The organism is Chloroflexota bacterium, from assembly GCA_038040195.1.
Taxonomy (GTDB): Bacteria; Chloroflexota; Limnocylindria; order QHBO01; family QHBO01; genus DASTEQ01.
In genome coordinates, this window is the sequence record JBBPIR010000002.1 from 64,298 (window position 1) to 91,241 (window position 26,944).

Genomic DNA, 26,944 nt, shown 5'->3' on the forward strand with positions numbered 1-26,944 from the left:
CCGGCGCTATCCTCGCCGCGCATGGCGGAGCGGATCGCGGTCATCGGGGCCGGGGCGTGGGGGACGACCCTGGCCCGCTTGCTGGCCGCCGCCGATCACTCCGTCACCCTGTGGGCCCACCGGCCGGAGGCCGCTGAGGAGATGGCGCGCGATCGGGAGAACCGCCGCTACCTCCCGGAGCACCCATTCCCGCCGGGCCTGCTCGTCACCGGTGACGCCGGCGAGCTGAAAACCCCGCATCGGCTCTACGTGCTCGCCGTCCCGTCGGCGCACGCGCGAGAGACCCTGCGCCGCGTTGCAGGCGAGCTCGCGCCTAGGACGCCGTTCCTGTCGGTAGTGAAGGGGATCGAGGCCGGGACCCAGGCCCGGATGAGCGAGGTCCTCGGGGAGGAGGCGCCCGGGCGGGGCGTGTCGGTGCTGTCGGGCCCGAACCTGGCCGGGGAAGTCGCGTCCGGCCTGCCCGCCGGGACGGTTGTCGCATCTTCTGATCCCGCGCTGGCGGCCGAGGTTGCCGCCCTGCTCGGGTCGGACCAGTTTCGCGTCTACACCAACCCCGACGTCGTGGGCGTGGAGCTGGGCGGGGCGCTGAAGAACGTCATTGCCCTGGCGGCGGGTATGGCCGATGGCCTGCGGATGGGGGACAGCGGCAAGGCGGCCATCGTCACCCGCGGGCTGGCCGAGATCACGCGGCTGGGCGTCGCCGCCGGCGCCGACCCACGCACCTTCGCCGGGCTGGCCGGGGTGGGCGACCTGATCGCCACCTGCATGAGCCAGCTGTCGCGCAACCGGCGGGCAGGCGAGCTGCTGGCCACGAACATGGCCTGGGCCGACATCGCGGCCGAGCTGGGCGGCGTGGCCGAGGGCGAGACCACGGTCACCGGCGCCCTGGCCTTGGCGGCCCGGCACGGGGTCGAGATGCCAATAGCCGAGCAGGTGGATGCGGTCATCCACCGCGGCCGCCCTCCGCTCGAGGCAATGGCAATGTTGATGGCCCGCGCCCAGAAGGACGAGCTGACTGGGCGAGAGGCGTAGCGCACAGAGGCGCCTTGCGGCCCATGCCCATCTTCTGGGACCATGCCGTCTCCATCACGTCGGGGCGTAGCGCAGCCTGGTAGCGCACCTGAATGGGGTTCAGGAGGTCGCTGGTTCGAATCCAGTCGCCCCGACCATCAATCTGAGCACGAAAATGCTCCTCTCGGCGACGCCGGAGGAGCCGCTCGACTTACATCGGATGCAATAGGTAACCGAGAGCGAAGGCGATGAGCCCCGCGGCGCCGACGATGCCAATGCCGCGGGAGAGGATCCTGCCCATTGTGGTACGAGTGGTCATTGCCGGTCTCTCCCTGGAACTCCCTGCTCCCCTGGAGTTCGGCGCGGTGGCTTCCACGTAGACCCTCCGGGGCTGATGCCCGCCACCCTAAACCGGAAGTACTGGACCTGCCCAGTACCTCTGGAGCGCTCTCGGTATGGTGCGGTGAGGTCCGGTCTGAACGTGGGGGTTGTGGTTGTTGCACTGTCGCACCGGAATCGCGACGACATAGAGCCAATTCAACACAGCGATACCTCGAACCCGTCCCTCAGTCGAACGCGTTTTGGGGATCTCGGGTAGACGATTTGCACCCTCAAACTGGTACCCTGAGGACGGTGGACCTGATCCACGGCCACGGCTGGCATCGGAGGTAGGGCATGGGATTCCTGATTGCGGTTCTGGTCAACGCCGTGGCCCTCTGGGCGGCCGTGCAGGTGCTCGACGGACTGGACTTCTCGGGCGATCCGATCCAGTGGCTGATCCTGGCCCTGATCTTCGGCCTGGTGAACGCGATCGTGAAACCGGTCCTCAAGATCCTCACCTTCCCGATCACTATCGTCACGCTGGGCCTGTTCCTGCTGGTCCTGAACGCGGCGATGCTGTACCTGACCAGCTGGCTGGCCGCCCAGATCGGTCTGACCTTCACGATTGCCGGGATCCTGGACGCCATCCTGGGCGCCATCGTGATCGCCATCGTCGGGATGGTCCTCAGCTACGCGCTGGGAGCGATGGGCGTCGACTGACCCGTTCGGGACCCCGGCTCTCCGCGTCGCGAGTGGCCGAGCCGCCGTGCCCGCCCCACCTCGCGTCGCGTTCCTGTTCGCCTTCTGGGTGGGGGTGCTGACCGCACTGACCGGTCCGCTGGCCCTCGTCAACCCGCTGTTCATCGGCTGGCTGCAGGACCGCCACGACGTGGCAGACAAGCTGCAGCGGTCCCAGGACGAGCTGGACCGCATCAACGGCGAGATCGTGTGGGACATCATTTCGGGAGGTGAGTTCGCCGTCGCGTTCGCGAACGGAAGGGCGGTCCTGGATGCGTCGGAGCGTTCGCACATGGACGACGTCAGCCGCCTGGTCCGGATCCTGGTCATCCTGGAACTGGTGGCAGTCGCGTTCGCGGCATGGGGCGGCCGGCTGCTCATGACCGAGGCTCGTCGCCTTGGGCGCATGCTGATCTACGGGGCGGGCGGCGTGGGGGCGGCGACCCTGGCGATCGGCGCATTCGCGGTTCTGGCTTGGGACAGCGCCTTCACGCTCTTCCACGAGCTGCTCTTCCCGCCGGGGACCTGGACCTTTCCCGCCGACTCCTCCCTGATCCAGCTCTACCCGCCCGAGTTCTGGTTCGACGCGGCCATGGCGGCTGGTGCGTTGATCCTGATCACCGCCGCCACCCTGTCCTACGCGGGCTGGCGCCGGATCCGCGAGGACGACCCCCGACCAACGTGCTGAGCGTCGAGGAGGCCCGCGAGCGGCTGTTGGGCATGGCGCCCGAGCCACGAGTTGAGACGGTTCAGCTGGCAGACGCACTCGGCCGCGCGCTCGATGTCGCGGTGATCGAGGCACTCATCGACGTCCCGCCGTTCGCGAACGCGGCCATGGACGGCTTCGCGGTGCGCGCCGCCGACCTGCCGGGTCGGCTGCCCGTGACTGGGGAGGTCGCGGCCGGAGCCCGAGAATGGCCATCCGTCCAGCCCGGGGCCGCCATTCGCATCTCGACGGGCGCACCACTTCCGCCGGGTGCGGACACGGTTGTCCCGCTCGAGCGGGCCTCGGAGGCCGACGGGGTCATCGAGGTCACCGAACCGATCCCGGCAGGCTCCGACGTTCGTGCCGCCGGCCACGACACGCGCGCCGGCGAGGCGGTTCATCTGCCGAATCCGCTCACTCCGGCGGGAATCGGGGTCCTCGCTTCGCTGGGCGTGGCCGAGGTCCTGGTTCGCGCCCGACCCCGGGTTGCCATAGTCTCGAGCGGCGAGGAACTCGTCGCGCCGGGGACGTCGCTCGAGCCCGGCCAGATCTACGACGCCAATGCGCCGTCCTTGGCCGCCGCCATCGCCGAAGCCGGGGGTGAGCCGATCCTGAGGGGCCATGTCGGTGACGACCCGGACACAGTGGCCCGAGCCCTGACCGATGCGTCTGCGGACGCAGATGTGGTCCTCACCTCGGGCGGGGTCAGCGTGGGCCGCCACGACCATGTTCGCGGCGCGATCGAGCGCCTGGGCCGTCTCGACTTCTGGCGCATCGCCATGCAACCCGGCAAGCCGCTCGCGGTGGGAGTCGTGACCGGCCGGCCCGTGATCGGGCTTCCGGGGAACCCGGTCAGCGCGCTCGTGGTCACGGAGCTCCTGGTGCGGCCCCTCATCCGGGCCGTCCTTGGCCTGACCGGGGATGGTCGTTTCCACGTCGAGGCAGTGCTGGACGAGGACCTCCGCAAGGACCCGGAGCGCACGGCCTACCTGCGCGTAAGGTTGCGCCAGACCGATGCCGGCTGGGCTGCCCGCCCAGCCGGTGGTCAGCTGTCGTCGCAGCTGCGGGCTTTGGCCGCCGCAAACGGCCTGTTGGTGGTTCCCGCGGGCGAGACCGCTGGACGAGCCGGCCAATCGTACGAGACGATCCTGCTGGGAGAACCCGACCCCGCGGAGGACCGATGAAGCCATCCCATCTGGACCCGGACGGCGCGCCACAAATGGTCGACGTGGGCGACAAGCCCGTCACCGCTCGCCGGGCGGTCGCGGAGGCAACCGTGCGGATGCGGCCCGAAGTCCTGGCCACGCTGCTCGACGCCGGAGGGCCAAAGGGGGACGCGTTGGTGGTGGCTCGTCTGGCGGGCATTGCGGCCGCCAAGCGGACTCCCGAGCTCATCCCGCTGGCCCACCCGATCCCGCTCGACGTGGTGGAGATCGAGCCGATCGCGGACCGAGACGCGGGCACCCTGACCTTCCGGGCCGAGGTCCGGGCCACGGCACGCACCGGGGTGGAGATGGAAGCGTTGACCGCGGCCGCCGTGGCCGCGCTGGCCGTGTACGACATGGCCAAGGCTCTCCAGCGCGACATCGTCATCGAGCACGTCCGTCTGCTCGAGAAGTCGGGCGGTCGCAGCGGGGACTACCGCGCCGCTGAAGCCCCAGCGCCCGCGCCGGAGCCGCCTCTGGCCGTCGCTGCCCCGCCCGAGGCGGTGGTCGTCGTTGTGAGCACCCGGGCAGCAGCCGGGACGCGCCCCGACACGGTTGGACCCCAGCTCGTGGGGCGGTTGGCGGCGGAGGGCTGGACGGTGTCGCCCGAACCGATCGTGATTGCAGACGACGAGTCAAACCTGGGCCGTCTGCTGGGGGAGCTGGCGGATAGGGGCTATCGGCTCATCCTGACCACCGGCGGGACGGGTCTCACCCCCACCGACCGCACCCCTGAGGCGACAAACCGCGCCGCGGACCGGCTCGTGCCGGGCCTGGCCGAGCTCATGCGGAGCGCCGGGCTGGCCTCCACCCCGCAGGCCGCCCTCTCGCGCGGGGTTGTGGCTGTGCGCGCCGCGACCCTGATCGTCAACCTGCCGGGATCGCCGGCCGGAGCCATGGAATCGCTGGAGGCGGTGCTGCCGGTTTTACGCCACGCCAGCGATCAGCTGAGAGGCGGCGACCACCACTGAGCGCCCGCTAGGATGGGCGGCGCATGCCGCCCAATCCGCCGGAGCTCCCGTATTACCCGCTGATCGTCGTTCCGCTGCTGGCGGCCATCTTCCTGTTCTGGCGGCGCGCCCGGCTCCACATGGCCGTTCTGCGGGCCGGGAAGCCGCTCGGACGCATGGACAAGCCCAGGGAACGCATCTGGGGCGTCCTGCGCTACGTCATTGCGCAGGAACGCCTGCTGCGCGACCCGGTCCCGGGCCTCATGCACGCCTTCGTGTTCTGGGGCTTCCTGGTCCTGCTGGTCACCACCGGCAACTACCTCCTCAACGGTCTGGTCGAGGCCATCGTGACCGCCATCCCGCTCGTCGGCGGCCTGCTGTGGGCGCTCGCCATCTTTGGCGCGAATGCGTTCATCGGGCTGGTGCTGGTCGGGATCGGCTATTCGGCATTCCGGCGCATCGTCATCCGCCCCGCGCGGTTGGCGCTCAGCAAGGACGCCTTCGTGATCCTGGGCCTCATCGGCCTGGTCGTGCTCACCGAAGCCTTCGCCGACGCCTTCGGCTATGTGCTGGAGCCGAACAACCCGACCCGCATCGTGGCCGTGATCGCCGGGCCGCTGAGCCTCCCGCTGGAGCTGTTCGGCACCAACGTCGCGGCGGTCGGCTTCGGCGTCTTCGCGTGGGCCCACGTGCTGTCCGTCATGGCCTTCGGAACCTACCTGCCGTACAGCAAGCACCTCCACATCATCAGCAGCGAGCCGAACGTCTACCTGCGCAACCTCGAGCCACTCGGCGCGCTGCGCAAGATGGACCTCGAGGCCGAGCCGCCGGCCAACGGGGGCGCCACCTTCGGGGCCGCGGCCCTGCGCGACCTGACCTGGCGCCACCTGCTCGACCCGCTGGCCTGCACCGAGTGCGGGCGCTGCATGGAGTTCTGTCCGGCTTCGATGAGCGGCAAGACGCTGTCACCCAAACACCTTATGGAGGGCCTGCGCGACCAGATCGTGGCTGCCGAGACCGCGCTCGGTGCCGCGGCCGGTGCTCAGCGTGCGGCTAAAGGCGGCGCCAACGGGGGACCGGAGGCATCGGACCACTCGCTGTCCCTGGCCCGCCAGCGCGCGCTCGACGCAATGAGCCTGCCCCTGGTCGACAACGCCATCCCGGAGGAGGCGGTTTGGCAGTGCACGACGTGCGGGTGGTGCGTCGAGGGGTGCCCGGTGCTCATCGAGCACGTCGACACCATCGTCGAGATCCGCCGCAACCTGGTTTTGGAAGAGAGCCGCTTCCCGCGCGAGCTCCAGGCCGCGTTCCGGAACATGGAGACCGCCGGCAACCCGTGGGGCCAGCCGCGGTCGGCGCGGCTGGACTGGGCCAAGGGCCTCGACGTATCGGTCCTGGGACAGCCGAACGGACAGACCGATGGAGAGGCCGTAGCCGAGTCCGAATCTGCACCCGAGGGAATCCTGTACTGGGTCGGCTGCGCCGGAGCGTTCGACGAACGGAACCGCAAGGTGGTGCGCGCCATGGCCGCTCTGCTGCGGCAGGCCGGCATCCCGTTCTCGGTGCTCGGATCAGGGGAGACGTGCAGCGGTGATCCCGCCCGTCGGGCGGGCAACGAGTACCTGTTCCAGATCCTGGCCGAGGAGAACGTGGCGACCCTCACCAACGCCCACAACGAGCATGGGATTCGGACCGTGGTCGCGTCCTGCCCGCATTGTTTCAACACCATTCGCAACGAATACCCGCAGTTCGGGCTGAGCGGGATCGAGGTCATCCACCACACCCAGCTCCTCGAAACCCTGCTCGCCGACGGGCGGCTCAAGCCGGTGTTCGGTGTCAGCCACCGGGCCATCGCCTACCACGATGCCTGCTATCTGGGTCGCTACAACGACGTGTACGAGCCGGGCCGGCGGGTGGTCGAGGGCGTGCCGGGCAACGAGGTGGTCGAGATGGACCTCCATCATCGGCGCGGAATGTGCTGCGGTGCGGGCGGGGCCCGGATGTGGATGGAGGAGCACGAGGGTCGGCGCATCAACCACGTCCGCACCGAGCAGGCGCTCGGCACCGGGGCCGCGGCCATCGCCACCGCGTGCCCGTTCTGCCTGGTCATGCTCCGCGACGGGACCAACGACCTCGGGCGCGAGGACGTGCCGGTCCGAGACGTGGCCGAGCTGCTGGCGGATGCCACCGGGGTCTGGATCCGTGACGCGGCTGCCACGGCCGAAGCCGCCCGCCTGACCTGACAGGCAAGGTATTCTCGCGCCGACCGCACGAGAAACGAACCGCATGGCACTGACCCAGACGAGCCGCATCAACCGCCAGCGCCTCGCCCAGCTGGCCGCGCGCGAGCAGGCGTCCTACCGCGAGCGGACCGCGAAGAGCCGGGCCCTACTGGAGCGGGCCAAGCAGTCGCTCCCGATGGGGGTGGCCAGCTCGTTCCAGGTCTACGACCCGTACCCGACGTTCATGAGCGAGGCCCGCGGGTCACGCATCTGGGACGCGGATGGCAACGAGTACATCGACTTCGACATGGCCTTTGGGGTCCTCGCCGCCGGCCACAGCCACCCCGAGGTCGTGGAGGCCGTCCGCGAGCGTGTCGGCCGGGGCACGATCTTCACCTTCCCGTCCGAGGAGGGGGCGGTGGCCGCCGAGGAGATCCGCCGCCGCTTCGGGATGGACCTGGTCCGCTTCGGCAACTCGGGGACCGAGGTCACGATGGATGCCCTCCGCATCGCCCGCGGGTTCACTGGCCGCGACAAGATCGTGAAGTTCGAGGGCGGATATCACGGCCATCACGATGACGTCCTGATCAGCATCCTGCCCCCGGCCGAGCTCATGGGCCCGGTCGACGCCCCGAACTCGGTGCCCGCCTCGGCCGGCATCCCCCGGTCACGCCTCGAGGACACCGTGGTCGCGCCGTTCAACAATGCCGACGCGCTGGAGGCCATCCTCGAGCGCCACCGCGGTGAGATCGCGGCCATCATCGTCGAGCCCATCCAGTACAACATCGGGGTCGTCCCGCCGCTTCCCGGGTTCCTGGAGCGCGTCCGCGAGCTGGCCACCACCCACGGGGCGGTCCTCATCTTCGACGAAGTGAAGACCGGAGTCGTGATCGCCTACGGCGGCGGCACCCAACGCTTCGGGGTCCAGCCCGACATGGTGTGCCTGGCCAAGAGCATCGGCGGCGGGCTCCCGGTGGCGGCCATCGCCGGTCGCGATGCCGTCATGCGCGTGGTGGAGAGCGGTGCCACCACGACCAGTCTTGGTGCTGCCGACCACGTGGCCCACCAGGGCACCTACAACGGCAACCCGGTGTCCATGGCGGCCACCGTGGCGACCTTGACCCGAGTCCTGATCCCGGACGTGTATCCGGAGCTGGAGCGGCTGGGCGACCGGCTTCGGTCCGAGTGCCAGGCGGTCCTCGAGGAGCACCACCTGCCCGGTTACGCGATCAACGTCGGCGCCAAGGGCGCGGTCCTGTTCAGCTCCAAGCGGGTGACGAACTACCGCGACTTCATCGGCCTCGACGAGGAGCTGTGGACCGCGTTCTACTTCTTCCTGGCCAATCGCGGCATCCTCCTGCCTCCGGGGCCGGATGAGCAGTGGACCCTGTCGGTGGCGCACACGGATGCGGACATCGACCGGCACGTGGAGGTGTTCCGGGAGTTCGCCCGCGAGCTGAGCGGCTGAGCGTTAGACTCGCGCCACTTTGGCCCCACTGACATCCACCGAGAGTCAGGCCTCGGCGACCGGGTATCGGCTCAGCCGTGAGCACGATGAGCTACGGGCGCTCGTTCGGCGGCTGGCCGAGGAGCGGATTGCGCCCCGGGCAGCGGAGATCGACGAGAAGGCGGAGTTCCCGTGGGACCTCAAGCAGCTGCTGGCCGAGCATGACCTGCTGGGGACGTGCTTCTCCGAGCGTCACGGGGGAACCGCCCTGGACGGGATCGGGCAGGCGATCGTGGTCGAGGAGGTGGCCCGCGCCGACGCGACCACCAGCCTGATCCCGATCATCCAGAAGCTCGGCGCGCTGCCGATCATGCTGGCCGGGAGTGAGGAACAGAAGGACCGATACTTCCCGCGCTTGGCGTCCGGGGAGTGGCTTCCGGCCTTCGCCCTGACCGAGGACAGCGCGGGCAGCGACGTGGCCTCTCTCCGGATGCGCGCCCGCCGTGACGGGGACGACTACCTCCTGACCGGCACCAAGCGCTTCATCACCCATGGCTCGGTGGCCAACCTGCTCTCCGTGTTCGCCCTGACCGATGCGGAGGCCGGCGGCCGAAAAGGGATGAGCGCGTTCATCGTGGAGACCGATACGCCCGGCTTCTCGGTGGCCCGCCTGGAGCACAAGATGGGCATCCGTGGCTCGCCCACCGCCGAATTGACCTTCGACGAGGTCAGGGTTCCGGCCGCCAACCGGCTGGGCGAGGAAGGCGACGGCTTCAAGATCGCGATGTCGACCCTGGACCGATCCCGCCTGGCGATCGCCTCCCAGGCGGTGGGGATCGCCCAGGGCGCCACCGATGCGGCCCTGGCCTACGCCGCCGAGCGGCGTCAGTTCGGGGAGCGGATCGTCGACTTCCAGGCCATCCAGTTCATGCTGGCCGACATGGCGTCGCAGACCGAGGCCGCCCGTCAGCTGACGTACGCCGCCTGCGCCCGCGTCGACGACGAGGACCCGAACCTCGCCTACTGGACCAGCGCCGCCAAGCTCATAGCGGGCGACACGGCCATGCGGGCCACCACCGATGCGGTCCAGATCTTCGGCGGGTACGGGTACATCACCGAGTACCCGGTGGAGCGGATGATGCGGGACGCCAAGATCACCCAGCTCTACGAGGGGACACAGCAGATCCAGCGCCTGGTCATCGCTCGCCGTCTGCTGGCGCGGGCCGGCATCGAATCGCGCAGCCGGTAGGCGAGGGACGTTTCGCGCGTGAAGATCGTGGTCTGCGTCAAGCAGGTGCCGGCCACCACCGCCGAGAAGCGCTACACCTCGGAACTCAGGTTGGACCGCGCGGCGACCGAGGCGGTCATCAACCCCCTGGACGAGTACGCCATCGAGCAGGCCCTGCGCCTGAAGGAGGGCGGGGTTGTGGACGAGGTCGTGTACCTATCCATGGGCCCCGATTCGGCGTCCGAGGCGCTCCGCCGGTCTCTGGCCATGGGGGGCGACGGGGGAGTGCTGGTCACCGACCCTGCGCTGGCCGGCGCCGACGAGTGGGTGACCGCCCGGGTCCTGGCCGCCGCTCTGGACAAGCTGGCTCCCGAGGTGTCGCTGATGGGCATGGCCTCCGACGACGCGCGCGGCTCGTTGGTCCCCGGTGCGGTGGCCGCCATCCGCGGCGTGCCGCTGCTGGCCTACGGCTCCGAGCTGCGCCTGACCGATGGCGCCGCGCAGATCCGCCGTCTGAACCCGACCGGTTTCGACCTCCTGGAGGCCCCGTTGCCGGTCGTGGCCAGCGTCACCGACCAGGTGGGGGAGCCGCGGTACGCCAGCCTGAAGGGGATCATGGCCGCCCGTCGCATGGAGCTCACGACCTGGGCGCTGGCGGATCTTGGGCTGGATCCCGCCGATCTGGCACCGCTGACCCGGGTGGTGGCCGCGGACCCGCCGCCGGCCAAGCCGCCCGCCCAGGTCATCTCCGGCGTGGCGCCCGATGAAGCGGCGTCGCGGGTTGCCGACTGGCTGGCCGAGCGGAAGCTGATCGCCTGATGGCCGACGTCGCGTTCCTGGCCGAGTTCGTCGACGGTCACCCCACGCGGTCTGCCCTCGAGCTGGCGGCCGGCGCGGCGGAGCTTGCCGCGGCCGCCGGGGGAGGGGCGGTGGGTTTGGCCTACGGACCCGGCGCTGCGGATGGCGCGGCGGGCCTGGGAGCGGCCGGGGCGGCCCGGGTCGTCGTGCTCGGCTCGGAGGCCGCACCGGCGGTCACGATCGCGGGCCCCCTCGTCGAAGCGGTCCGCGACGCGGGCCTGGTGGCCGTCCTCGCCCCTGCCACGCCCGACGGCCGTGACCTGTCCGGGGTCCTGGTCGGGTCCCTCGGACTGCCCGGTTTCGGGCCGGTTCGGGCAGTACGAATGGAGGGTGGCGCAGTCCGGTGCGAGATGTCCACGCTTCAGGGTGCAATGATCACTGCGTCCCAGCCGGCGCCATCCGCGCCGGCGACGTCCGTTGTGCTGGTCAGCTCCGGCACCTACGCCCCATCTGAGGGCGGCAGCGGGACGGCCGTGGTCAGCCAGGCCCCGGCCGCCGACAGCCCGCAGGCCAAGGTCCGCATTGTGGAGACTGCCGCGGAGGCTGCCGCCATCGCCGCTCTCGAGGAGGCGGAGATTATCGTCGCCGGCGGTCGAGGGGTGGGCAGCGAGGCCGGCTTCGAGGCCCTGAACCAGCTGGCGGCCGTATTGGGCGGTGTGGTTGGCGCCAGCCGAGCAGCGGCTGATGCGGGATGGGTACCGTATCAGCTGCAGATCGGTCAGACTGGAAAGGTCGTGAAACCCGCCCTCTACCTGGCCGTCGGCATCAGCGGCGCCATCCAGCACCGGGTGGGGATGCAGGCTGCGGAGCACATCGTGGCCATCAACCGCGATCCCGATGCGCCCATCGGCGAGTTCGCTGACCTGTTCGTCGTGGGCGACCTGTTCGAGATCGTGCCGCGCCTGACGGCAGAGATCGAACGGCGGAAGGGGGCATGAGCGTGGCGATGTTCCGTCGGCGCTTTTCCGAACACCTCGATGCGGGGCAGCTGACCTCGTATCGGAAGGCCATGGGTCCGCGCATCGAGCGCATCGAGGCCCTGTGCGACACGGTGAGCGAGATCGCCGACGACCTGCGGCGCAAGACTCGCGAGCCGGATGAGATCGACGAGCACCTGGCCAAGGCCGAGTCCGAGCTGGACGAGATCGCGCTGTCGGTCGCTGAGCAGCTGGCGCCTGAACCGTTGCAGGCCCTCCACGCCGAGTTCGACGCCAACCTGGAGCGCGCCCTGCGGGGCGTGGTGACCATCGAGCGCGGCTGCGGGCTGACCCGGATTCCTCACGCGACGATCTACGACGACGAGCCGCAGGCATACTGGAAGCAGGGCCACCTGAATGTCGTCCACGCCCAGATGCGGATGCGTGAGATCGCCGAGGTCCTGTTCGCCTGGAAGGCCGGCGCGCCGGCCGAGGCCTCGGTCACGGCCCGCATCCACCAGATCGGGGCCTGACGGCCGGTCGAAAGCGCCACATCTTGTGGTATGGTACCCATCGGTACCACCCGTGGTGTAGTTTGAGCCGGAGAGGAGCCACATGCGCTGTCCGCGCTGCAACGAGTCGGGAACGCGCGTCATCGACTCTCGTGACCTGGAGAACGGCAGCAGCATCCGCCGCCGTCGCGAATGCGAGACGTGCGCCTTTCGGTTCACGACCTACGAACGCCCCGAGGGGGCGCGGCTGATCGTCGTCAAGCGCGACGGGTCGCGGGAGGAGTTCGAGCGCGCCAAGGTGCTGGCTGGTCTCATGAAGGCCTGCGAGAAGCGACCGGTGACCCTGGCCCGCCTGGAAGCGGCGGCCGATGAGATCGAAGCCCGCCTCCGCGAGCGCGGGGACGGCGAGGTCAGCTCCAAGGACGTCGGCAAGCTGGCCACCGAGGCACTGCGCGGGATCGACCAGCTGGCCTACATCCGGTTCGCATCGGTCTATCACAGCTACGAGGACCTCGGGACGCTCAAGCGGGAGGTGGACCGCCTCATCCGTCAGCGGAGCGGGCCCAGCGAGTGATCCTGTCCGACCGGGACATCCGGGCGGAGCTGGCGGCCGGCCGGATCGTCATCGACCCGTTCGACCCCGACGCGGTCCAACCCTCAAGCGTAGACCTGCACCTGGACCGCTCGTTTCGCGTGTTCCGCAACACGCGCTACCCGTTCATCGACGTCCGCGAGGAGCAGCCGGACCTCACCGAACTGGTCACGATCGCCGGTGACGAACCGTTCATCCTGCATCCCGGCGAGTTCGTCTTGGGCTCGACCTTCGAGCGCGTCGCGCTGCCCGACGACCTGGTCGCCCGCCTTGAGGGCAAGTCCAGCCTGGGCCGGCTGGGACTCCTCATCCACTCCACCGCCGGCTACGTCGATCCCGGCTGGGACGGCCACCTGACGCTCGAGCTGTCGAACGTGGCCAACCTGCCGATTACCCTGCTGGACGGGATGAAGATCGGCCAGATCAGCTTCCAGCGCCTGAGCAGCCCGGTCGATCGGGCGTACGGCGACCCCGCCCTCGGCTCGCGCTACCGCGGCCAGACCGAACCCACCGCCAGCCGCTACTTCGCCGATTTCGAGCGCGGCCGCGCGCGACGCGCCGACCGCGACTGACGGGACCGAGGCGCGGCATGCCCGAGCCGCTGTACGCCATCACGCCCCCCGCCGAAGCTCGGCCCTTTTCCGGCGGGGTCCTGGTCCGGGTCGTACGGGCCGGCTGGTTCCGGCCCGACGCGGGCGGCTTCTTCGGGGTAGTGCCTCAACCCCTCTGGTCCCGCTTAGCCCAGACCGATGAGCGTGGCCGGATCGTGTGCCGGCTCAACCTCTTGCTGGTCGAGGCCGGTGGAAAGCGGATCCTGGTCGAGACCGGCACCGGGCTCCGGATGACCGCGCGCGACCGCGACATCAAGGGGGTTGAGGGCGGCGACCCGGTCGCAGCCCTGCAAGCGGTGGGCGAGGACCCGGACCGGATTGATTTCGTGGTCCTCAGCCACCTCCACTACGACCACGCCGGGGGCATGGTCGGGGCCGATGGGCGGCCTGCGTTTCGGAACGCCCGGTACGTCGTCCAGCGCGACGAGGCTCGGGCGGCGCACGGTGACGAGCTGCGCCTGGCCGGGATCATGGAGCGCGACCAGCTGGCCGTGGTCCAGGCCGCGGGGCAGCTGGCCGAGGTCCATGGCGACGTCGAGCTGGTGGAAGGGGTGACCGTTGCCCGCACCGGCGGCCACACGCGCGGGTCGCAGGCAGTTCTACTGGGCCGTGCCGAGGCCCAGGGGGAGCGGGGCATCTTCTTCGGCGACCTGATTCCCACTCGCTGGCAGCTCCCCGTGCGCTGGACGAGCGCCTACGACGACTATCCCATCGAGGCCGTGGAGGTCCGGCAAGCGCTCGTCAGCCGCGCCGCGGCGGACGGCTGGTGGTGCTACTTCACCCACGATCCGGGCGACCTGCCCATCCGGATTGAGGCCACGGAGAAGGGGTTCGCGGTCCGCGCCGAGTGATCGTGGGGCGCGTGGTCCTGTCGGCCTCACCCATGAGTACCCCTCCCGGTGACGGGGCAGGGTGTGGCATTCTGGCAACAGGTCATGCCGTGCTGACGCGCCCCGATTACCAATCCCCAGCGCCTCCGCTGCTCCGTGCAGCGGGGGTTCTGCTCGCGCTGCTCGTGGTCCTCACCGCGTGTGACGCGATAGGCGGAGTCGGTGGCACGCCCACCCCGCGCGGCACGTCGCGGCCGGCGGCCACCCCCCGGCCGACGCCCGAGCCCACGCCTCCGCCCGGGGCGGTGGTCCTCGACGTCCAGGACCGACAGTTCAGTACGGCCATCATTGAGGCCGTGGCCGGAGTGCCGACGGTGGTGTACTTCACCAACCACGACGAGGCGAACCACAACCTGACCGTCTACCGCAACGCGTCGCTGGACCTGGAGCTGTTCCGGGGCGAGATCTTCACCGGGCCCGACGCGACGGTCATCTACGAGATCCCGGCCCTCGCCGCCGGCGAGTACTACTTCTCGTGCTTCGTCACCCCCTCCATGCACGGGCGGTTCATCGTTCGCTGACCCTCGGGGCCCTTCGAGTATCATCCCGCCCCGTGCGCGCCCGTCTCGGTATTGGACTCGTCCTGCTGCTCGTTGCTTGCGGCGGCGCCGCCAGCCCCACAGGCTCGGTCGAGTGCCGCGAATCGGTGAACGGGGTGCTCACTGTGACGGCCGATTCGCTGGCCTTCGACACGGGCTGCCTGGCCCTGCCGGCCGGTGAGGCGGTCACCATCCGCCTCGTCAACGCCGAGGGCGCCGAGCCCCACGTCGTGGCCATCTACACCGACTCGTCCAGGTCGAGGCAGTTGTTCAGCGGCGATATCGTCGACGGCGGCGAGTCGATCGACTACCAGATCGATGCGCTCGAGGCGGGGACGTACTACTTCGACTGCACCATCCACCCGGCCATGAATGGCAGCGTGGTGGTCCAATAGCCCGCGTCAGACCGATGCTTCCATTTCGGCCATCAGGTCCAGCAGGTCGGGGCCGGTGATCGGGGCCTCCAGCCGATCCACGCCGTCGACGGCGACCACTGGCACCCGTCCCGCGTAGCGCGGCAGCAGGTCCGCATCGGCCTCGACGTCGACTACCCGGTACCCATCGGGTCCGATCAGCTCGTCGAGGAGGATGCCCGCATCGGCGCACAGGTGGCAGTTGGGCCGGACGTACAGGACCAGGACCGATGCCGGGGTCGCCACGCCGGCATCATAGGCGTACCCTCGTGGGTGGCCCCCGTAGCTCAGTGGACAGAGCGCAGCCGTCCTAAGGCTGGCGTCGGCGGTTCGAGTCCGTCCGGGGGCGCTCAAGTAAAGGGGACTCGAAGAACGGACGGACAGGAGCGGCCCACACGATCTGCTGTGGGTCCACCTTCCCGTCCACTACCGGCACCTTCTCGGATCACAACCCGGACACCCAACCCCAACCTATGGTTGGGAGTGTCCGGGTCCCCTAGGGGCTTCTCAGGAGGCTCTACGAAGAACTGGTCCGGGTCCTCCCCGTCATCATCGACGAGGCAGGACCGGCGGCGCACTATGAGCCGGCCATGCCACACCGGAGGCCGACGATGGAAATGCGAACGAAGGATGACCCGCTGGCCGTGTTCGAGCGGCTCGTCCAGGCGCAGAACGCGCACGACCTGGAGGCGATGCTCGCGTGCTTCGATCCAGGCTACCGAAGCGAGCAGCCGGCGCACCCTGCCCGGACGTTCACGGGCACGGACCAGGTGCGGAAGAACTGGGCGGCGCTGCTGACCGCCATCCGTGACTTCCGCGCGGACGTGCTCCGCACCGCCGTGAAGGGCGACACGCTGTGGGCGGAAGCGCATTGGTCCGGGACAAAGGCGGACGGGTCGCCTCTCCACGAGATGATCGTCACGATCTTCGGCTTGCGCGACGGCCGCATTGTTTGGGGACGCCTGTACGGCGAGGAGGTGGAGCGAGAAGGCTCCGACATCGACGAGACGGTCCGCCGGATCTCGGGCACGGGTGGCGACGTTCCGAGCCGCGACTGACTCGCCACGTTCGCCGCCCGGCGCTTGGCGCGCACTCCGGCTCGGATCATGGCTCCTGTCTTGCCGCCGCCCCGACCCATGTACAGGCGACCTGCCGCTTTCGTGCAGGGCACTGGTCGCCACAACCTCGGTTCCGATGGCCAGCAGGAGCTAGATGACCGGCGGCACGTCGGGTAGGATGCGCGATCGGGTGGGCGTTCCGCAGCCGAAGGCGGCGACCCGGAGAGGAAGACCTGATGCGAGACTGGGCACCAGCGCTGGTCGCCGAAGCGATCGGGACGTTCCTCTTCTTCTTCATCGCCGCCGGCGCCGCGCTGGTCGTGACCGGTGACCCGGCCGCCGCGCTATTGGTGGTGGCATTGGCCCATGGCGTCGTCCTGGCCGTCCTGGTCTCCTCGCTGGGAGCCGTTTCAGGCGCTCACTTCAACCCCGCCGTGACACTGGGCCTGTGGGTGGCCGGCAAGATCGAGGCCGCGAAGGGGCTGGCCTACGTGGTCGCGCAGCTGCTGGGCGGTGCGGCGGCTGGGTTCGCGCTGGCCTGGTGCTTCACCGATGTCGGACCGGCTGTGCCGGCCCTGGGCCAGGGCGTGGACGTGGTGACGGGCATCGCACTGGAGGCGGTCATGACCGTGGTCCTGCTGCTGGCCGTGTTCGGCACCGCGGTCGATTCCCGCGGCCCAAAGATCGGGGGTCTGGCGATCGGCCTCGCGGTCGCGGCCGACATCCTGTTCGGCGGCACGCTGACCGGTGCGGCCATGAACCCCGCCCGCTGGTTCGGCCCGGCCGTCGCGGCCGGCGCCTTCGACAACTGGTACGTGTGGTGGATCGGGCCGTTCCTGGGCGCCCTCGCAGTGGCGCTCCTGTATCGGTACCTGCTCGCCCCGCCCGATCCGGCCTAGAGGAAGAACTCGCCGAACAACCCTGCCAGCCGGGTGAACGCGTCGAAGAACACGAGGACCCCGACCCCCACCACCGCCAACCCGGCCACGACCCGGATCGGTCGCTCATGGGAGCGTAGCCAGCGCAGCGCGGGGAGGATGCGCGGCAGGAAGGCGGCAGCCACCAGGAACGGTACCGCCAGCCCAGCGGCGTAGGCAACCAGCAGAACCGCCGCCGCCCCGACGTCCTGGGTGGACGCGCCCATGGCCAGGATCGCGCCGAGCACCGGTCCGATGCAGGGGGTCCAGCCAACGGCCACCAGCGACCCCAGGCCCACGGCCCGGGCCGCGCGTCCCGCGGGCAGCTCGACGCTGGGGGCAAATCCCGGGAGGCGATCCAGGACGGGGCCCAACGCCCCGGTCATGAGGACGCCGAGGACGATGATCACGACTCCGACCAGCTGCCGGACCAGCGGGTCGCGGAAGAGAGTCGCCCCCAGCAGGCCTGCCGAAACGCCGAGCAGGACAAACACCGCGCTGAAGCCGAGCGTGAACAGCACGGCCTGGGAAAGGACCGAGCCTGAGCCGATTGCCCGGCTCCGGGCCACCGCGGCACCGGTGGCGCTTGGCGCTGGTGCGCTCACCGCAGCCTCGGCCAGGAAGGCAATGTAGACCGGCACCAGGGCCAGCACGCACGGGGTCAGGAACGAGACGACCCCTGCGGCGAACGCCAACGCCAGGCTGAGTTCCATGGCGCTACGCCGGCTCGATGACGATGGGCTGGGCGATGATCCACAGCGACAGGACGGTGTAGCCAATCATCAGCACCACGAGCGGCAACCCGGCCAGGATCGGGCGCCATGCCTGGTCCCGCAGGGCGAGGCGGTGGGCCAGCACCACGGCCGCGATGTGGCCGCCCACGATGGCGCCGACCGACAGGTACCAGATGAACGCGGTCGGAATGAAGTCGAGCACGGGCGCCAAGGCCAGCGGGTCGACGAGCAGGAGCGGGAGCCAGCCCAGGCCCTGGATCACCAGCGTCAGGTAGTGTGCCACCAGGTAGCCGGCGGCGATGGGCAGCAGTGTCGGGGCGTAGGTGCCGGCCACGCGGCCGAGCGAAACGCGAGCCTCGCCGCCCCCCGCGGCCTCCCCGATCAGCCGGGTGAGCCAGGCGGCCACGGCGAATGCCAGCATGAAGAGCCCGAAGATGCCGGCCAGCATTGCGATCGGGGCGAGGTAGCTGGCGGTGAGCGGACTGAACGCTTCGGCCAGCGGGGGAAAGAGGATGGTCAGGACTCCTCCGCCCAGGGATGTCTCCTGGAGCCCGTCGAAGGTGACCCCCGCCAGGGCGAGGAGAATGAAGGCCGCGTCGCCCCAGCCGGCGCGCGCCGTCTCGGTCAGGCCGGTGACCCACCAGCGAATCTCTACCCGCTGATCGCCGCCCTCGCGCGCGGCCACGCACTCGGCGCAGTCGACGCAATGGGCAGGGTTGCAGGTCTCGCTGCAGTCGGCGCACAGCTGGGTCCGTCGGGTGCGGCGGCCGAGGGGCCCGACGCGCCCGAACCAGCCATTCAGGATCTCGAACAGCTCAAACGAACGCAGCCACGCCACGTTGCCGAACACCACCATGCCGGCCAGGGTCAGGACGGTGTAGGCAGACAGCACCATGGCCAGTGGGACTGGGTTCAGCCGGTCTGGCCACACCAGTTCCAGGATCAGGAAAATGAACAGAATGATGACCGCCGGACCCCGGCCGAGGCGCGGCAGCGACAGGCCCAGGTCCAGGCGCCGCCCGCCGCTCGCCCGTTGGACGAGGCCATCCAGCACGTCGTAGGTGGTGCGGAACGGGCTCAACGCGGGCCACGGGTTGCCCAGGATGGCGGCGACCATGGGCACGCCGACCCAGATCCCGATCCAGAACAGGACGGCCGGCAGGTACGTAATGCCGCCGATCAGCCAGCCAGCGGCGATGGCGCCGTACCACCACACCAGGCCAATGACACGAAGGCCAATGCCGCCGACACGGGCCACGCGGTCCGACAACGGACGCACCGGGTAGCGTGGAGGATCCGCCGGCGGCCTCACCACCGCCACCGACACGATGAAGGAGGCGGCCACCGCGACGGCAGCGCCCGCCAGGTACAGCCACAGCGGGACCGGGAGCGGGAACGACGAGCCGAGGGCGTGGGCGGCGACGGCGGTCGGCGTGAGCGCGGCGCCCAGGGCGGCCCACGCGGCCAGGTGCCGCCGGCTCCGCCTAAGGCTCATTGACCGTGAGGATCCCGATCTCGATCTCGCCCTCGCCCGAGCGGGCGTGGAGCTCGATGATGAACTGACCGGCCACATCTGCGCTGAACTCGAGGACGGTGGTATCACCTGGCGTCAGGCTGGTGGCCGGCACCTGCTCGTCGTACCCATGCAGGTGGAACACCCCGTCCGTCTCGCTGTGCAGCTCCAGGGTCACCTCTTGGCGGCGGCACACCGCCAGCGCCGAGGGGTCCATGGCCTCGTCGGTCACGGTTGCTTCCAGGGTCACCGATGCGGCGGCGCAGGCAGCATCGCTCGGGGTGCAGCCGGCCAGGATCAGCAGGCCGGCGGCGATCAGGGAGAGCAGTCGGGGCAGTCTCGACATCGGGTCCGACCTCCTCACTCCGGTGCGGGCGGCCAATGCGAGCGAAGGAAGCTCACCAGCTCCCAGCGCTCGCCTTCCAACAGGGTAGTGCCAAATGCCGGCATCTGGGTACCGGCCACGCCGGCTGCCAGCGTCCAGGCCAGCTCCCCGTCGAGCCGCCGCGGGACAATGCGCGCCAGGTCGTCCGGCCGGCGAATCAGGCCGCCGACCGCCGGGCCGTCACCGGCCCCATCCGCGCCGTGGCAGCTGGCGCAGTTGGCGCGGTACAGCGACTCACCGGCGGCGGCGGCCGCTTGGTCGCCCGCCAATGGGTTGACGGCCGCCCGCCAGAGGTCCGGCGGCCGGTTGGCGAAGGCGACAGCGTCGCGCGCCACGAGCGACGTTCCGATCGCGACCGCGGCCAGCAGGGCGGCGAGTCGCAGGCGCCGGCCCGGGCGCCACGGGAGTCGACCGCTGCGCATCCGGCTCCGTTCAACAGCCATCAAGGCGGCGGCGCCCGCCAGCAGACCGATCGGCAGCGCCCACCCGCCGGCTCCCGACGGCAGACCGCTGGTCGGCGCGGCGATCGCGCCCAGGATCAGGCTTCCGGTGGTCGACGGCGGGAGTGCCGCCGGGCGCAGGACCTGTCGCACGGCGAGCGGGAAGCGCACGTGGTCCTCCTCGAGCCGGCCGCGGCGGACGAGGACTTCCAGCTCCCAGGTCCCCACCACCGGCGTATACGCGCCCTGGAGCTCCCAGATCCACGGCTGGCTGCCCCTCTCGGCGAGCGCCACATCGGTTGGGAGATCGGACCCGGCCGGTGGGATGAAGCTGATGGCGACCTGGGCCACGTCGTCGCGGCCCGCGCCGGTGGTTGGGTCGCTGACCGCGAACGAGTAGAACTGCACCCCCGGCTCGGGCAGATCCACGATGCCGTGCACGCTCGACCCGCCGCCCTCGCCGTACAGGTGGGCGACGCCCAGCCGCGGATCGACGGTCGACGGCGGGCGGTCCGTGGCCGGGGGCAGGCTGACCATGGTCACGCCCACTGCGACTGCGAAGGCCGCCACCGCCAGCTCCAAACCGACGATTCCGGCCATCGAACGGCCGCCCCGGTTGCGAGCCAGGAAGAAGTTGGCCGCTCCGAGACCGAGCGCCAGCGATACCAGCAGGGCCTTGGCGAGCAGCAGGTTTCCGTACCCGGAGGCGGCCAGCTCCCGGGAATCGCCGACCACCAATGGTGAGTTGGCGAGCCCGGTCAGGACCACCACCGGCGCCGCGACCAGCGCCACGCGGGCGTGCGCCTGGAGCGCGCGCCGTCCGGCCTCACCGCGCTCGCCGGTCGGGCCGCGTGCCCGCCAGCCCAAAAGCCCCAGTGCCGGCAGTGCTCCCAGCCACGCCGCAACGGCCAGCAGATGGACCGCATCGACCAGGCCAAACAGCGGGCCACCCAGCGACGCGGCATGTCCGGTGAGGCTCAGTCCAAGGATGGTGGCCGTCGCCCCCGCCCCACACAGTGCCAGGGCCGCCGTTCCGTTGCCGGTCGGGGCCGAAGCAGACCCAGCGGGTGCGGTTCGGAAGGCTCGGGCCCCGGCTACCAGGAACACGAACAGCAGGCCGATCATCGCGACCCGTATCGCGATGGCGAACGGCGTCCAGCCGAACGGCTCGGCGAAGTCGAGAAACACAGTCGGACGCCCGTCGGGCTGTCCGGGCGGCCCGAAGGCGGCGCTCGCGGCCAGCGTGAGATGGATGGCGAACGACACCAGGCCAACCGCAGCCAGCGAGGCGAGGAGTCCCCATGGGACCGGCGCGGTCATGGCGCCGATCCAGCGCCGGTGCAGGAGCCAGACCAGGATCGTGCCGACCAGCAGCAGGACGACCACGGTCGCCACCCAGCGGGCGGCAATGGCATATGGATCGGGGGGCGTGACGGGCTCTGCGGGCAGAGTTGTGGCGGGCGGTGGTCGTGTGCCCGTCGGATCCACCAGGAACGCAAACAGGCTGGCGGTGGGATGCCCGTCCACGGCCGACACGACCGCGAAATCGACCGTGTATGTGTCGGGCTCCAGGGCGGGCAGCGAGGCCGTCACGACCTGGCGGCTGGAATCCAGGCGCGGGGTCCCGAGGCCGGCGATGGGCTGCTGCTCGGAGTTGAGGACCCGCAGGCTGAGCGAGGCCGGATCGACCGCCTCGCTGAAGAACAGCACCAGGTTGGGCGGCGACGTCGGGATCACGCTGCTGGGCGCCGGATCGGCGTCGACCAACATCGCGTGCGCGACGATCTGATTCGGCGCCAGGCTGCCGCCGGCGACCGCGAGCAGCCCGAGCGCCAATGCCCATCGCATCAGGCCGAGCCGGCGGGATCGGTCAGTCTTCGGCAAAGAAGGGGTCGTCGCCATACACGTCCAGCCAGGATCGGCGCATCTGGCGAATCGTGGCGGTCAGCACCGATTCGGGCGTATCGGGCGGGAGCAGGGACGCGACCCGGCTGCGCACCTGCTCGCTGCTCTCGACTCCCAGCAGGCCCAAGTAGTCCGCCACCCGCTGGGCGGGCGTGCGGCCCAGGCCCCGGGTCCGCGCCAGCACCTCCGCCTCGTGCATCAGGGCCTCGGCGTATTCGCGCTCGGGTCGCTCCAGCTCCGCGAGCAGCGCCGGCACGGCGTCGATGCGCGGGTCGGAGTAGGCCCACCGGATGAAGGAGTCGAGGGGGCCGGGCGGCCGCTCGTCGTGCCCGTGGTGGAAGCCGCGCAGGTACTGCTCGCGCTCCGCTTCGGTTCGGGTCAGCGCGATCTGGGCGATCTGCCGCATCTCGGGCGTCCAGCGCCGGAGCGACTCGACGAACTGCCGGAGGCTGAGCGACCCGGCGGGCTGGTGCCGAAACCGGTGTTCATGAGCCTGCTCCACGGGCGCCTATACTACCGGCCGTGCCCCGCCGACCGACGACGCCGGCCTGGTCCGGGCTGGTCCTTGCGGCCCTCACCTTCCTCGTCCTCGCGTCATCCGCGAACCTGAGCGCCTCGGCCGGCGGCCGGCCGCTGCGCTACCTGGGGGGTGTGATGGGGACCCTCGATCCGGCGTACATCGCGGACGCTGCGGACGTCCAGCTGCTCCTTCAGCTGTATGCCGGTCTGACCCGGATCGACGAGCAGGGCTCGGTGTACGGCTCGCTGGCCGAAGGCTGGACGGTGAGTGACGACGGGCAGACGTACACCTTCCGACTGCGCGACGACCTCCGCTTCAGCGACGGGACCCCGCTCATCTCCGCCGACGTGCGCCGCTCGTGGTTGCGGGTCCTCGACCCGGCCACCGGTGCCCTGGCGCCCGACGTCCTGACCGTCATTGACGGGGCGGCCGAATGGCGGTCCGGCGTCGGTTCGGCCGATGAGGTCGGGATCGAGGCGCCCGACGAGCGGACGCTGATCGTCCACCTCCGGCACGCCGCCAGCCATTTCCCGGCTCTGGTCGCCACTCCCACCGCGGCCGTGGTGCCGGCAGCGGCCGACAACTCGCCGGATTGGCAGTCGGTCGACGACTTCGTCGGGTCGGGACCGTACCGGGTCGACCGCCTGGACGGCACCACCCTGGTCCTCACCGCAAACCCGGAGTACGTCGCCGGCCCGCCTCCCATCGGTCAGGTCGATTGGCTGGCCCAGGTGGACACGAGTGCTCCCGAGGCGTTTGTCGCGGAAGAGGTCGACCTGGTCAACGTGTTCGCGGGCGACGCCTCGTGGATCGCATACGACGCGTCCCTTGGGCCTTACCTCCACCGGGCCGCCGCCCTCAGCGTTCAGTATTTCGGCTTCGATACCACTCGGCCGCCCTTCGACGACTCCCGCGTGCGGCGAGCCTTCCTGCTCGCCCTGGACCGACCGCGCCTGGTCGAGCTCGCCGCAGGGTCGGCCGCCACCGCCGCCACCAGTCTCGTGCCACCGGCCCTGTGGCCGGACGGCGTCCCGGAGGACGAGGCAGCCGACCCGGACGAGGCTCGGCGCCTGCTGCGGGAGGCGGGGTACGCATCGGGGGCCGATCTGGGCCAGATCACGGTCAACGCAACTTCCCTGAACGTGGCGCCCGCGGTCGCGGTCTGGCGCGAGGCGCTGGGGGTGGACATCGCGATCGAGTCCATGGACTTCACTGATTTCCTCCGGATCCTGCCCGAACGACCACCCCAGGTGTTCACCATCAGCTGGATCACGGACTACCCGTCCCCGTACGCCCTGTATGGCCTCCTCCTGCTGCCGGACGCGGCCTCCAACTACGGGGGCTGGACCGATGCGGAGTTCGTCCGGCTCATGGAGGACGCGGCCCGTGCCACCGACCCCGGGGAGCAGCGATCGGCGTACCTGGGGGTGGAGGCTGAGGTCGACGCCCAGGCGCCGGTCATCCCGTGGTCGTGGGACGTCTCGCACTGGCTGGTTCGCGACGGGCTCAACGGAGTCGGCAACCTGACCGTGGGCCTGCTGGACCTGGGGAGGGTGTCGTGGGCCGACTGAGCCGCGTCACGGCCCCGGTGCTCCTGGGCGGGCTCCTCAGCGGGCTGCTCGCCGTGCTCGTCGTGGCGCCGGCACCCAGCCGCGCCGGCGGCGGCTTCGGTGACCTGCAGGCCGATGCCACATTCGGGGTGGACATGACCTTCTCGGCGAGCTGGACCGGGGCGCCACCCGATCGGGTGGAGCTCCTGCTCGGCTTTGGCGGCGAGGAACGCCTGGTCGTCCCGGTCGAACTCGTTTCCGGGCGGCTCGACTATCGCCGCGACCTGGCCGATGGCTACGTCCCGCCCAACACCTCGGTCGCTTACCGATGGCGGGCGGTCATCGGCAGCCAGGTCACGCTCAGTCCCGAACGGTCGCTCCTGTACGACGACGACCGCCCTGGGCTCGACTGGCACCAGGCGCAAGTCGGCTCGGCGATGGTGCATTGGTACGATGCCAACGAGACCATCGCGCGCCGCTTCGGTGAGCTCGCCGGCGGGGCCGCCGATGCCGCCGCGGATCTGCTCGGGCACCCACTCGCTGACCCGATCGATATCTTCGTCTACGACGCGCGCGAGGACTTCCAGGGAGCCGTTGGGCCCGGCGCGCGAGAGTGGGTCGGGGCTGCCACCTACCCGCACCTGCGCACCGTGTACATGTGGCTGGGCGCCGGGTCCACCGCCTACCTCGAGACCACGCTCGGCCACGAGGTCACCCACGTCGTGTTCCGCGACGCCACCGCCAACCCGTTCCATGGGCCGGCCACCTGGCTCGACGAGGGGGTGGCCACCTGGTCCGAGGTGGGCAACGCCGACACAGAACGCGATCTGGTGAGCCTGGAGGCGCGCAGTCCCGATGGCCTGATGGCCTTCGCTGCGCTGACCGACCAGTTTCCCATCGACCGCCGCGGCGCCAACCTGGCCTACGCGGAGGGCACGACCATGGTCGACCTGATCATCCACGACTTCGGCACCGATGCCATGGCCGCCATCGCCGAGGCGTATCGGTCCGGCGCGACCGACGAGGATGCCATCCTGGCCGGGACGGGCGTCAGCTTGGAAACACTGCGTGGCGAGTTCTTCGCCGCGTTCGGCGTGTCGGAGCCGGAGCCGGTCGAGCCACTCCCGCTTGGTCGGTCGGACGTCCCCATCCCGCCCCAGGCGGGGGTGGAACCGGCCCCGTCCGCCGAGCCCCAGCCCACCTCGGGCGAGTCGCAGGACGCGGCGTGGTGGCTCATCATCGGGTTCGTGGCGCTTGGAGCGGTGTTTGTCGCAACGGTTGTCGTGCGGTCGCGCCGCACCCGGCCCCCGGCGGGGGGAGGCGAACGTTGATGGCGCCGGGCAGCGAGACGCGGCGCCGGCGGGTCCGATCGGGGTGGGTGCTGAGCATGGCGCTGGCCCTGGGCGTGCTGGGGTTCGTGGCTGCCGCACAGTGGAACAGCGAGGTCCAGCGCGCGTCGTACACGACCTCCGCCCAGCAGGCACTCGGCGCGCAGGCCCTTACGCTCGAGCAGGAGCAGGAGGTGCTGCAAGCCCAACTGGCAGGGGTCGAGGCGGATCTGACCGAGATCCAGCATCAGAGCGAGGGGTCCCAGACAGCCCTGGCGGAAGTCAATCGGGCGGTCGGAGAGGCCCGGCTGGCCGCCGGCCTGACCGCGGTCAGCGGGCCGGGCATGGTGATCGAGATCGCCGACTCGCGCCGCACCGTGCCGGCGGGGGAGAATCCGGCCAACTACATCGTCCTGGCCGATGACCTGCGCGATCTGGTCGTCGCCCTGTGGCACGCGGGCGCGGAGGCCATCACGATCAACGGGGAGCGCCTGGTCGCCACCAGCTCAATCTACGGCGTCGGGTCAGCCGTGCTGGTCAACACCGGGTTCCTATCGCCCCCGTTCCGCATCGAGGCCATTGGTCCGGGCGACCTCGAGGAGCGCTTCCGCGTCGACGCCGCGTACCTGGGGCGGGTGGCGCAGCGAATCGAGGCCTTCGACCTGGAGTTCGCCACGCTCTCGGCCGACGAGCTCCAGCTACCCGCGTTCATCGGCTCCACCAGCCTGCGCTGGGCGGTACCGGTCGAGGAGGCGCCCTGATGCGCACCTGGGTGGCCCAGGTCAGCCTGGCGTTGATTGCGATGTTGATCGGGATCACGCTGGTGGCGCAGTTCCGCTCGCAGGCGCGCCCCACCGCGCTTTCGAGCCTGCCGGTCGCCGAACTGTCGACCCGGATCCAGACCCTGTCCGACGCGAACCGCCGGCTCCGGACCGCCTTGGCGGAACAACGCGACCTGCTGGAGGAGTATCAGGCGGCCGGCGCCCAGGGCTTCAGCGCACTCGACGTGAGTCGCGAGGAGGTGCGGCGGATTCGCGCCTTTACCGGGCTGTCCGGGGTCGAGGGCCAGGGGATCCGGGTGCGGGTGAGCGGGTCGCTGGACGCGATCGCGGTTAACGACCTGCTCAACGAGCTGCGGAACGCCGGCGCCGAGGCGCTGAGCCTGGACGACGTTCGAGTCACCGCCTCGTCGGTCGTGGTCCAGGGAGCCCGAACGCTCGAGATCGACAATGTGGCTATCGGTCGGACCTTCACGCTGCTCGCGATCGGCGATGCCGACGGGTTGGTGGCAGCCCTCCAACGGCCAGGCGGCATCGTGACCCAGCTCGAGCAGTTCGTAAGAGCCACCATCACGGTCAGCCCATCGGAAGCGCTCCATCTGCCGGCGACCGCCCGGGACCTGGCTCCGCGGGCGGCCGTCCCGGTCGAATGAGG

Annotated in this window: 28 protein-coding genes and 2 tRNA genes; 24 read left to right on the forward strand and 6 right to left on the reverse strand. The window is 70.4% G+C overall.

Annotated elements, in window-relative coordinates:
* Positions 1 to 21 precede the first annotated feature (21 nt).
* From AABM41_04395 to AABM41_04475, 17 genes are all read left to right on the forward strand, one after another.
* Complete coding sequence (locus AABM41_04395) at positions 22 to 1,032, forward strand: NAD(P)H-dependent glycerol-3-phosphate dehydrogenase (GenBank protein ID MEK6191552.1); 1,011 nt, start codon at positions 22 to 24, stop codon at positions 1,030 to 1,032.
* Positions 1,033 to 1,092: 60 nt separating this feature from the next.
* Positions 1,093 to 1,169 (forward strand) — tRNA-Pro (locus tag AABM41_04400).
* 517 nt (positions 1,170 to 1,686) lie between these two features.
* Entirely contained in the window at positions 1,687 to 2,052 is a 366-nt protein-coding gene (locus tag AABM41_04405) for a phage holin family protein (protein ID MEK6191553.1), read from the forward strand.
* Between the two features lie 46 nt (positions 2,053 to 2,098).
* On the forward strand, positions 2,099 to 2,758 hold the full coding sequence (locus tag AABM41_04410) for a DUF1461 domain-containing protein (protein ID MEK6191554.1): 660 nt from the start codon (positions 2,099 to 2,101) through the stop codon (positions 2,756 to 2,758).
* Complete coding sequence (gene glp / locus AABM41_04415; GenBank protein MEK6191555.1) at positions 2,752 to 3,960, forward strand: gephyrin-like molybdotransferase Glp; 1,209 nt, start codon at positions 2,752 to 2,754, stop codon at positions 3,958 to 3,960. Before AABM41_04410 ends, glp begins: the two co-directional genes overlap by 7 nt.
* Positions 3,957 to 4,952, forward strand: coding sequence for a bifunctional molybdenum cofactor biosynthesis protein MoaC/MoaB (gene moaCB / locus AABM41_04420; GenBank protein ID MEK6191556.1), 996 nt, complete (start codon positions 3,957 to 3,959; stop codon positions 4,950 to 4,952). Before glp ends, moaCB begins: the two co-directional genes overlap by 4 nt.
* 23 nt (positions 4,953 to 4,975) lie before the next feature.
* The gene (locus AABM41_04425) at positions 4,976 to 7,174 is read left to right on the forward strand and encodes a (Fe-S)-binding protein (protein MEK6191557.1); all 2,199 of its coding nucleotides are present in this window, start codon (positions 4,976 to 4,978) and stop codon (positions 7,172 to 7,174) included.
* A 43-nt stretch (positions 7,175 to 7,217) separates the two neighbouring features.
* Positions 7,218 to 8,621, forward strand: a complete 1,404-nt coding sequence (locus tag AABM41_04430) for an aspartate aminotransferase family protein (protein MEK6191558.1) — start codon at positions 7,218 to 7,220, stop codon at positions 8,619 to 8,621.
* A 19-nt stretch (positions 8,622 to 8,640) separates the two neighbouring features.
* On the forward strand, positions 8,641 to 9,849 hold the full coding sequence (locus AABM41_04435; GenBank protein ID MEK6191559.1) for an acyl-CoA dehydrogenase family protein: 1,209 nt from the start codon (positions 8,641 to 8,643) through the stop codon (positions 9,847 to 9,849).
* Between the two features lie 18 nt (positions 9,850 to 9,867).
* Positions 9,868 to 10,647 carry an electron transfer flavoprotein subunit beta/FixA family protein gene (locus tag AABM41_04440; GenBank protein MEK6191560.1) on the forward strand — a complete coding sequence of 260 codons (780 nt, stop codon included), beginning with the start codon at positions 9,868 to 9,870 and terminating at the stop codon, positions 10,645 to 10,647.
* A complete protein-coding gene (locus AABM41_04445) occupies positions 10,647 to 11,624 on the forward strand; it encodes an electron transfer flavoprotein subunit alpha/FixB family protein (protein ID MEK6191561.1) in 978 nt (325 codons plus the stop codon). The genes AABM41_04440 and AABM41_04445 overlap by 1 nt, the downstream gene beginning before the upstream one ends.
* Positions 11,621 to 12,136: a hypothetical protein gene (locus tag AABM41_04450; protein MEK6191562.1), complete on the forward strand. Its 516-nt coding sequence runs from the start codon at positions 11,621 to 11,623 to the stop codon at positions 12,134 to 12,136. Before AABM41_04445 ends, AABM41_04450 begins: the two co-directional genes overlap by 4 nt.
* 82 nt (positions 12,137 to 12,218) lie before the next feature.
* Positions 12,219 to 12,689 carry a transcriptional regulator NrdR gene (gene nrdR, locus AABM41_04455; protein MEK6191563.1) on the forward strand — a complete coding sequence of 157 codons (471 nt, stop codon included), beginning with the start codon at positions 12,219 to 12,221 and terminating at the stop codon, positions 12,687 to 12,689.
* Entirely contained in the window at positions 12,686 to 13,279 is a 594-nt protein-coding gene (dcd, locus tag AABM41_04460) for a dCTP deaminase (protein ID MEK6191564.1), read from the forward strand. The genes nrdR and dcd overlap by 4 nt, the downstream gene beginning before the upstream one ends.
* A gap of 17 nt (positions 13,280 to 13,296) precedes the next feature.
* Positions 13,297 to 14,169 carry an MBL fold metallo-hydrolase gene (locus AABM41_04465; GenBank protein MEK6191565.1) on the forward strand — a complete coding sequence of 291 codons (873 nt, stop codon included), beginning with the start codon at positions 13,297 to 13,299 and terminating at the stop codon, positions 14,167 to 14,169.
* An 89-nt stretch (positions 14,170 to 14,258) separates the two neighbouring features.
* Complete coding sequence (locus tag AABM41_04470) at positions 14,259 to 14,729, forward strand: cupredoxin domain-containing protein (protein MEK6191566.1); 471 nt, start codon at positions 14,259 to 14,261, stop codon at positions 14,727 to 14,729.
* 32 nt (positions 14,730 to 14,761) lie between these two features.
* A complete protein-coding gene (locus tag AABM41_04475) occupies positions 14,762 to 15,142 on the forward strand; it encodes a cupredoxin domain-containing protein (protein ID MEK6191567.1) in 381 nt (126 codons plus the stop codon).
* A gap of 6 nt (positions 15,143 to 15,148) precedes the next feature.
* Here the strand turns inward: AABM41_04475 and AABM41_04480 are convergent, their stop codons facing one another.
* On the reverse strand, positions 15,149 to 15,406 hold the full coding sequence (locus AABM41_04480; GenBank protein ID MEK6191568.1) for a glutaredoxin family protein: 258 nt from the start codon (positions 15,404 to 15,406) through the stop codon (positions 15,149 to 15,151).
* A 30-nt stretch (positions 15,407 to 15,436) separates the two neighbouring features.
* On the opposite strand from AABM41_04480, the gene AABM41_04485 reads away from it, so the two are divergent.
* The 3 genes from AABM41_04485 to AABM41_04495 all read left to right on the forward strand — a co-directional run bounded on the left by AABM41_04485 (position 15,437) and on the right by AABM41_04495 (position 17,117).
* A tRNA-Arg gene (locus AABM41_04485) sits at positions 15,437 to 15,509 on the forward strand.
* A gap of 262 nt (positions 15,510 to 15,771) precedes the next feature.
* Positions 15,772 to 16,218, forward strand: a complete 447-nt coding sequence (locus AABM41_04490; GenBank protein MEK6191569.1) for a nuclear transport factor 2 family protein — start codon at positions 15,772 to 15,774, stop codon at positions 16,216 to 16,218.
* Positions 16,219 to 16,454: 236 nt separating this feature from the next.
* A complete protein-coding gene (locus AABM41_04495) occupies positions 16,455 to 17,117 on the forward strand; it encodes an aquaporin (protein MEK6191570.1) in 663 nt (220 codons plus the stop codon).
* Here AABM41_04495 and AABM41_04500 read toward each other — a convergent pair.
* Genes AABM41_04500 through AABM41_04520 form a run of 5 tightly spaced genes read right to left on the reverse strand, consistent with a single transcriptional unit; the run spans position 17,114 to position 22,614 of the window.
* The gene (locus AABM41_04500) at positions 17,114 to 17,848 is read right to left on the reverse strand and encodes a cytochrome c biogenesis protein CcdA (GenBank protein ID MEK6191571.1); all 735 of its coding nucleotides are present in this window, start codon (positions 17,846 to 17,848) and stop codon (positions 17,114 to 17,116) included. The genes AABM41_04495 and AABM41_04500 overlap by 4 nt on opposite strands.
* Before the next feature lie 4 nt (positions 17,849 to 17,852).
* Entirely contained in the window at positions 17,853 to 19,364 is a 1,512-nt protein-coding gene (locus AABM41_04505; protein ID MEK6191572.1) for a hypothetical protein, read from the reverse strand.
* Complete coding sequence (locus tag AABM41_04510) at positions 19,354 to 19,728, reverse strand: hypothetical protein (protein MEK6191573.1); 375 nt, start codon at positions 19,726 to 19,728, stop codon at positions 19,354 to 19,356. The genes AABM41_04505 and AABM41_04510 overlap by 11 nt, the downstream gene beginning before the upstream one ends.
* A 14-nt stretch (positions 19,729 to 19,742) precedes the next feature.
* A complete protein-coding gene (locus tag AABM41_04515; protein MEK6191574.1) occupies positions 19,743 to 22,055 on the reverse strand; it encodes a copper resistance protein CopC in 2,313 nt (770 codons plus the stop codon).
* 22 nt (positions 22,056 to 22,077) lie between these two features.
* A complete protein-coding gene (locus tag AABM41_04520) occupies positions 22,078 to 22,614 on the reverse strand; it encodes a hypothetical protein (GenBank protein ID MEK6191575.1) in 537 nt (178 codons plus the stop codon).
* A 20-nt stretch (positions 22,615 to 22,634) separates the two neighbouring features.
* On the opposite strand from AABM41_04520, the gene AABM41_04525 reads away from it, so the two are divergent.
* Genes AABM41_04525 through AABM41_04540 form a run of 4 tightly spaced genes read left to right on the forward strand, consistent with a single transcriptional unit; the run spans position 22,635 to position 26,942 of the window.
* Positions 22,635 to 24,203 (forward strand): peptide ABC transporter substrate-binding protein, encoded by a 1,569-nt coding sequence (locus AABM41_04525; GenBank protein ID MEK6191576.1) that lies wholly within the window; start codon positions 22,635 to 22,637, stop codon positions 24,201 to 24,203.
* A complete protein-coding gene (locus tag AABM41_04530) occupies positions 24,191 to 25,513 on the forward strand; it encodes a peptidase MA family metallohydrolase (protein MEK6191577.1) in 1,323 nt (440 codons plus the stop codon). Before AABM41_04525 ends, AABM41_04530 begins: the two co-directional genes overlap by 13 nt.
* On the forward strand, positions 25,513 to 26,271 hold the full coding sequence (locus AABM41_04535) for a DUF881 domain-containing protein (protein ID MEK6191578.1): 759 nt from the start codon (positions 25,513 to 25,515) through the stop codon (positions 26,269 to 26,271). The genes AABM41_04530 and AABM41_04535 overlap by 1 nt, the downstream gene beginning before the upstream one ends.
* Positions 26,271 to 26,942 carry a DUF881 domain-containing protein gene (locus AABM41_04540; GenBank protein MEK6191579.1) on the forward strand — a complete coding sequence of 224 codons (672 nt, stop codon included), beginning with the start codon at positions 26,271 to 26,273 and terminating at the stop codon, positions 26,940 to 26,942. The genes AABM41_04535 and AABM41_04540 overlap by 1 nt, the downstream gene beginning before the upstream one ends.
* The last annotated feature ends 2 nt before the right edge of the window (positions 26,943 to 26,944 follow it).

Excerpts from the sequence above, each read along its gene's own strand:
- AABM41_04395 (MEK6191552.1), top strand. The coding sequence starts at position 22 with ATGGCGGAGCGGATCGCGGTCATCGGGGCCGGGGCGTGGGGGACGACC.
- AABM41_04405 (MEK6191553.1), top strand. The coding sequence starts at position 1,687 with ATGGGATTCCTGATTGCGGTTCTGGTCAACGCCGTGGCCCTCTGGGCG.
- moaCB (MEK6191556.1), top strand. The coding sequence starts at position 3,957 with ATGAAGCCATCCCATCTGGACCCGGACGGCGCGCCACAAATGGTCGAC.
- AABM41_04425 (MEK6191557.1), top strand. The coding sequence starts at position 4,976 with ATGCCGCCCAATCCGCCGGAGCTCCCGTATTACCCGCTGATCGTCGTT.
- AABM41_04430 (MEK6191558.1), top strand. The coding sequence starts at position 7,218 with ATGGCACTGACCCAGACGAGCCGCATCAACCGCCAGCGCCTCGCCCAG.
- AABM41_04445 (MEK6191561.1), top strand. The coding sequence starts at position 10,647 with ATGGCCGACGTCGCGTTCCTGGCCGAGTTCGTCGACGGTCACCCCACG.
- AABM41_04450 (MEK6191562.1), top strand. The coding sequence starts at position 11,621 with ATGAGCGTGGCGATGTTCCGTCGGCGCTTTTCCGAACACCTCGATGCG.
- nrdR (MEK6191563.1), top strand. The coding sequence starts at position 12,219 with ATGCGCTGTCCGCGCTGCAACGAGTCGGGAACGCGCGTCATCGACTCT.
- AABM41_04465 (MEK6191565.1), top strand. The coding sequence starts at position 13,297 with ATGCCCGAGCCGCTGTACGCCATCACGCCCCCCGCCGAAGCTCGGCCC.
- AABM41_04490 (MEK6191569.1), top strand. The coding sequence starts at position 15,772 with ATGGAAATGCGAACGAAGGATGACCCGCTGGCCGTGTTCGAGCGGCTC.
- AABM41_04495 (MEK6191570.1), top strand. The coding sequence starts at position 16,455 with ATGCGAGACTGGGCACCAGCGCTGGTCGCCGAAGCGATCGGGACGTTC.
- AABM41_04500 (MEK6191571.1), bottom strand. The coding sequence starts at position 17,848 with ATGGAACTCAGCCTGGCGTTGGCGTTCGCCGCAGGGGTCGTCTCGTTC.
- AABM41_04505 (MEK6191572.1), bottom strand. The coding sequence starts at position 19,364 with ATGAGCCTTAGGCGGAGCCGGCGGCACCTGGCCGCGTGGGCCGCCCTG.
- AABM41_04510 (MEK6191573.1), bottom strand. The coding sequence starts at position 19,728 with ATGTCGAGACTGCCCCGACTGCTCTCCCTGATCGCCGCCGGCCTGCTG.
- AABM41_04515 (MEK6191574.1), bottom strand. The coding sequence starts at position 22,055 with ATGCGATGGGCATTGGCGCTCGGGCTGCTCGCGGTCGCCGGCGGCAGC.
- AABM41_04535 (MEK6191578.1), top strand. The coding sequence starts at position 25,513 with ATGGCGCCGGGCAGCGAGACGCGGCGCCGGCGGGTCCGATCGGGGTGG.
- AABM41_04540 (MEK6191579.1), top strand. The coding sequence starts at position 26,271 with ATGCGCACCTGGGTGGCCCAGGTCAGCCTGGCGTTGATTGCGATGTTG.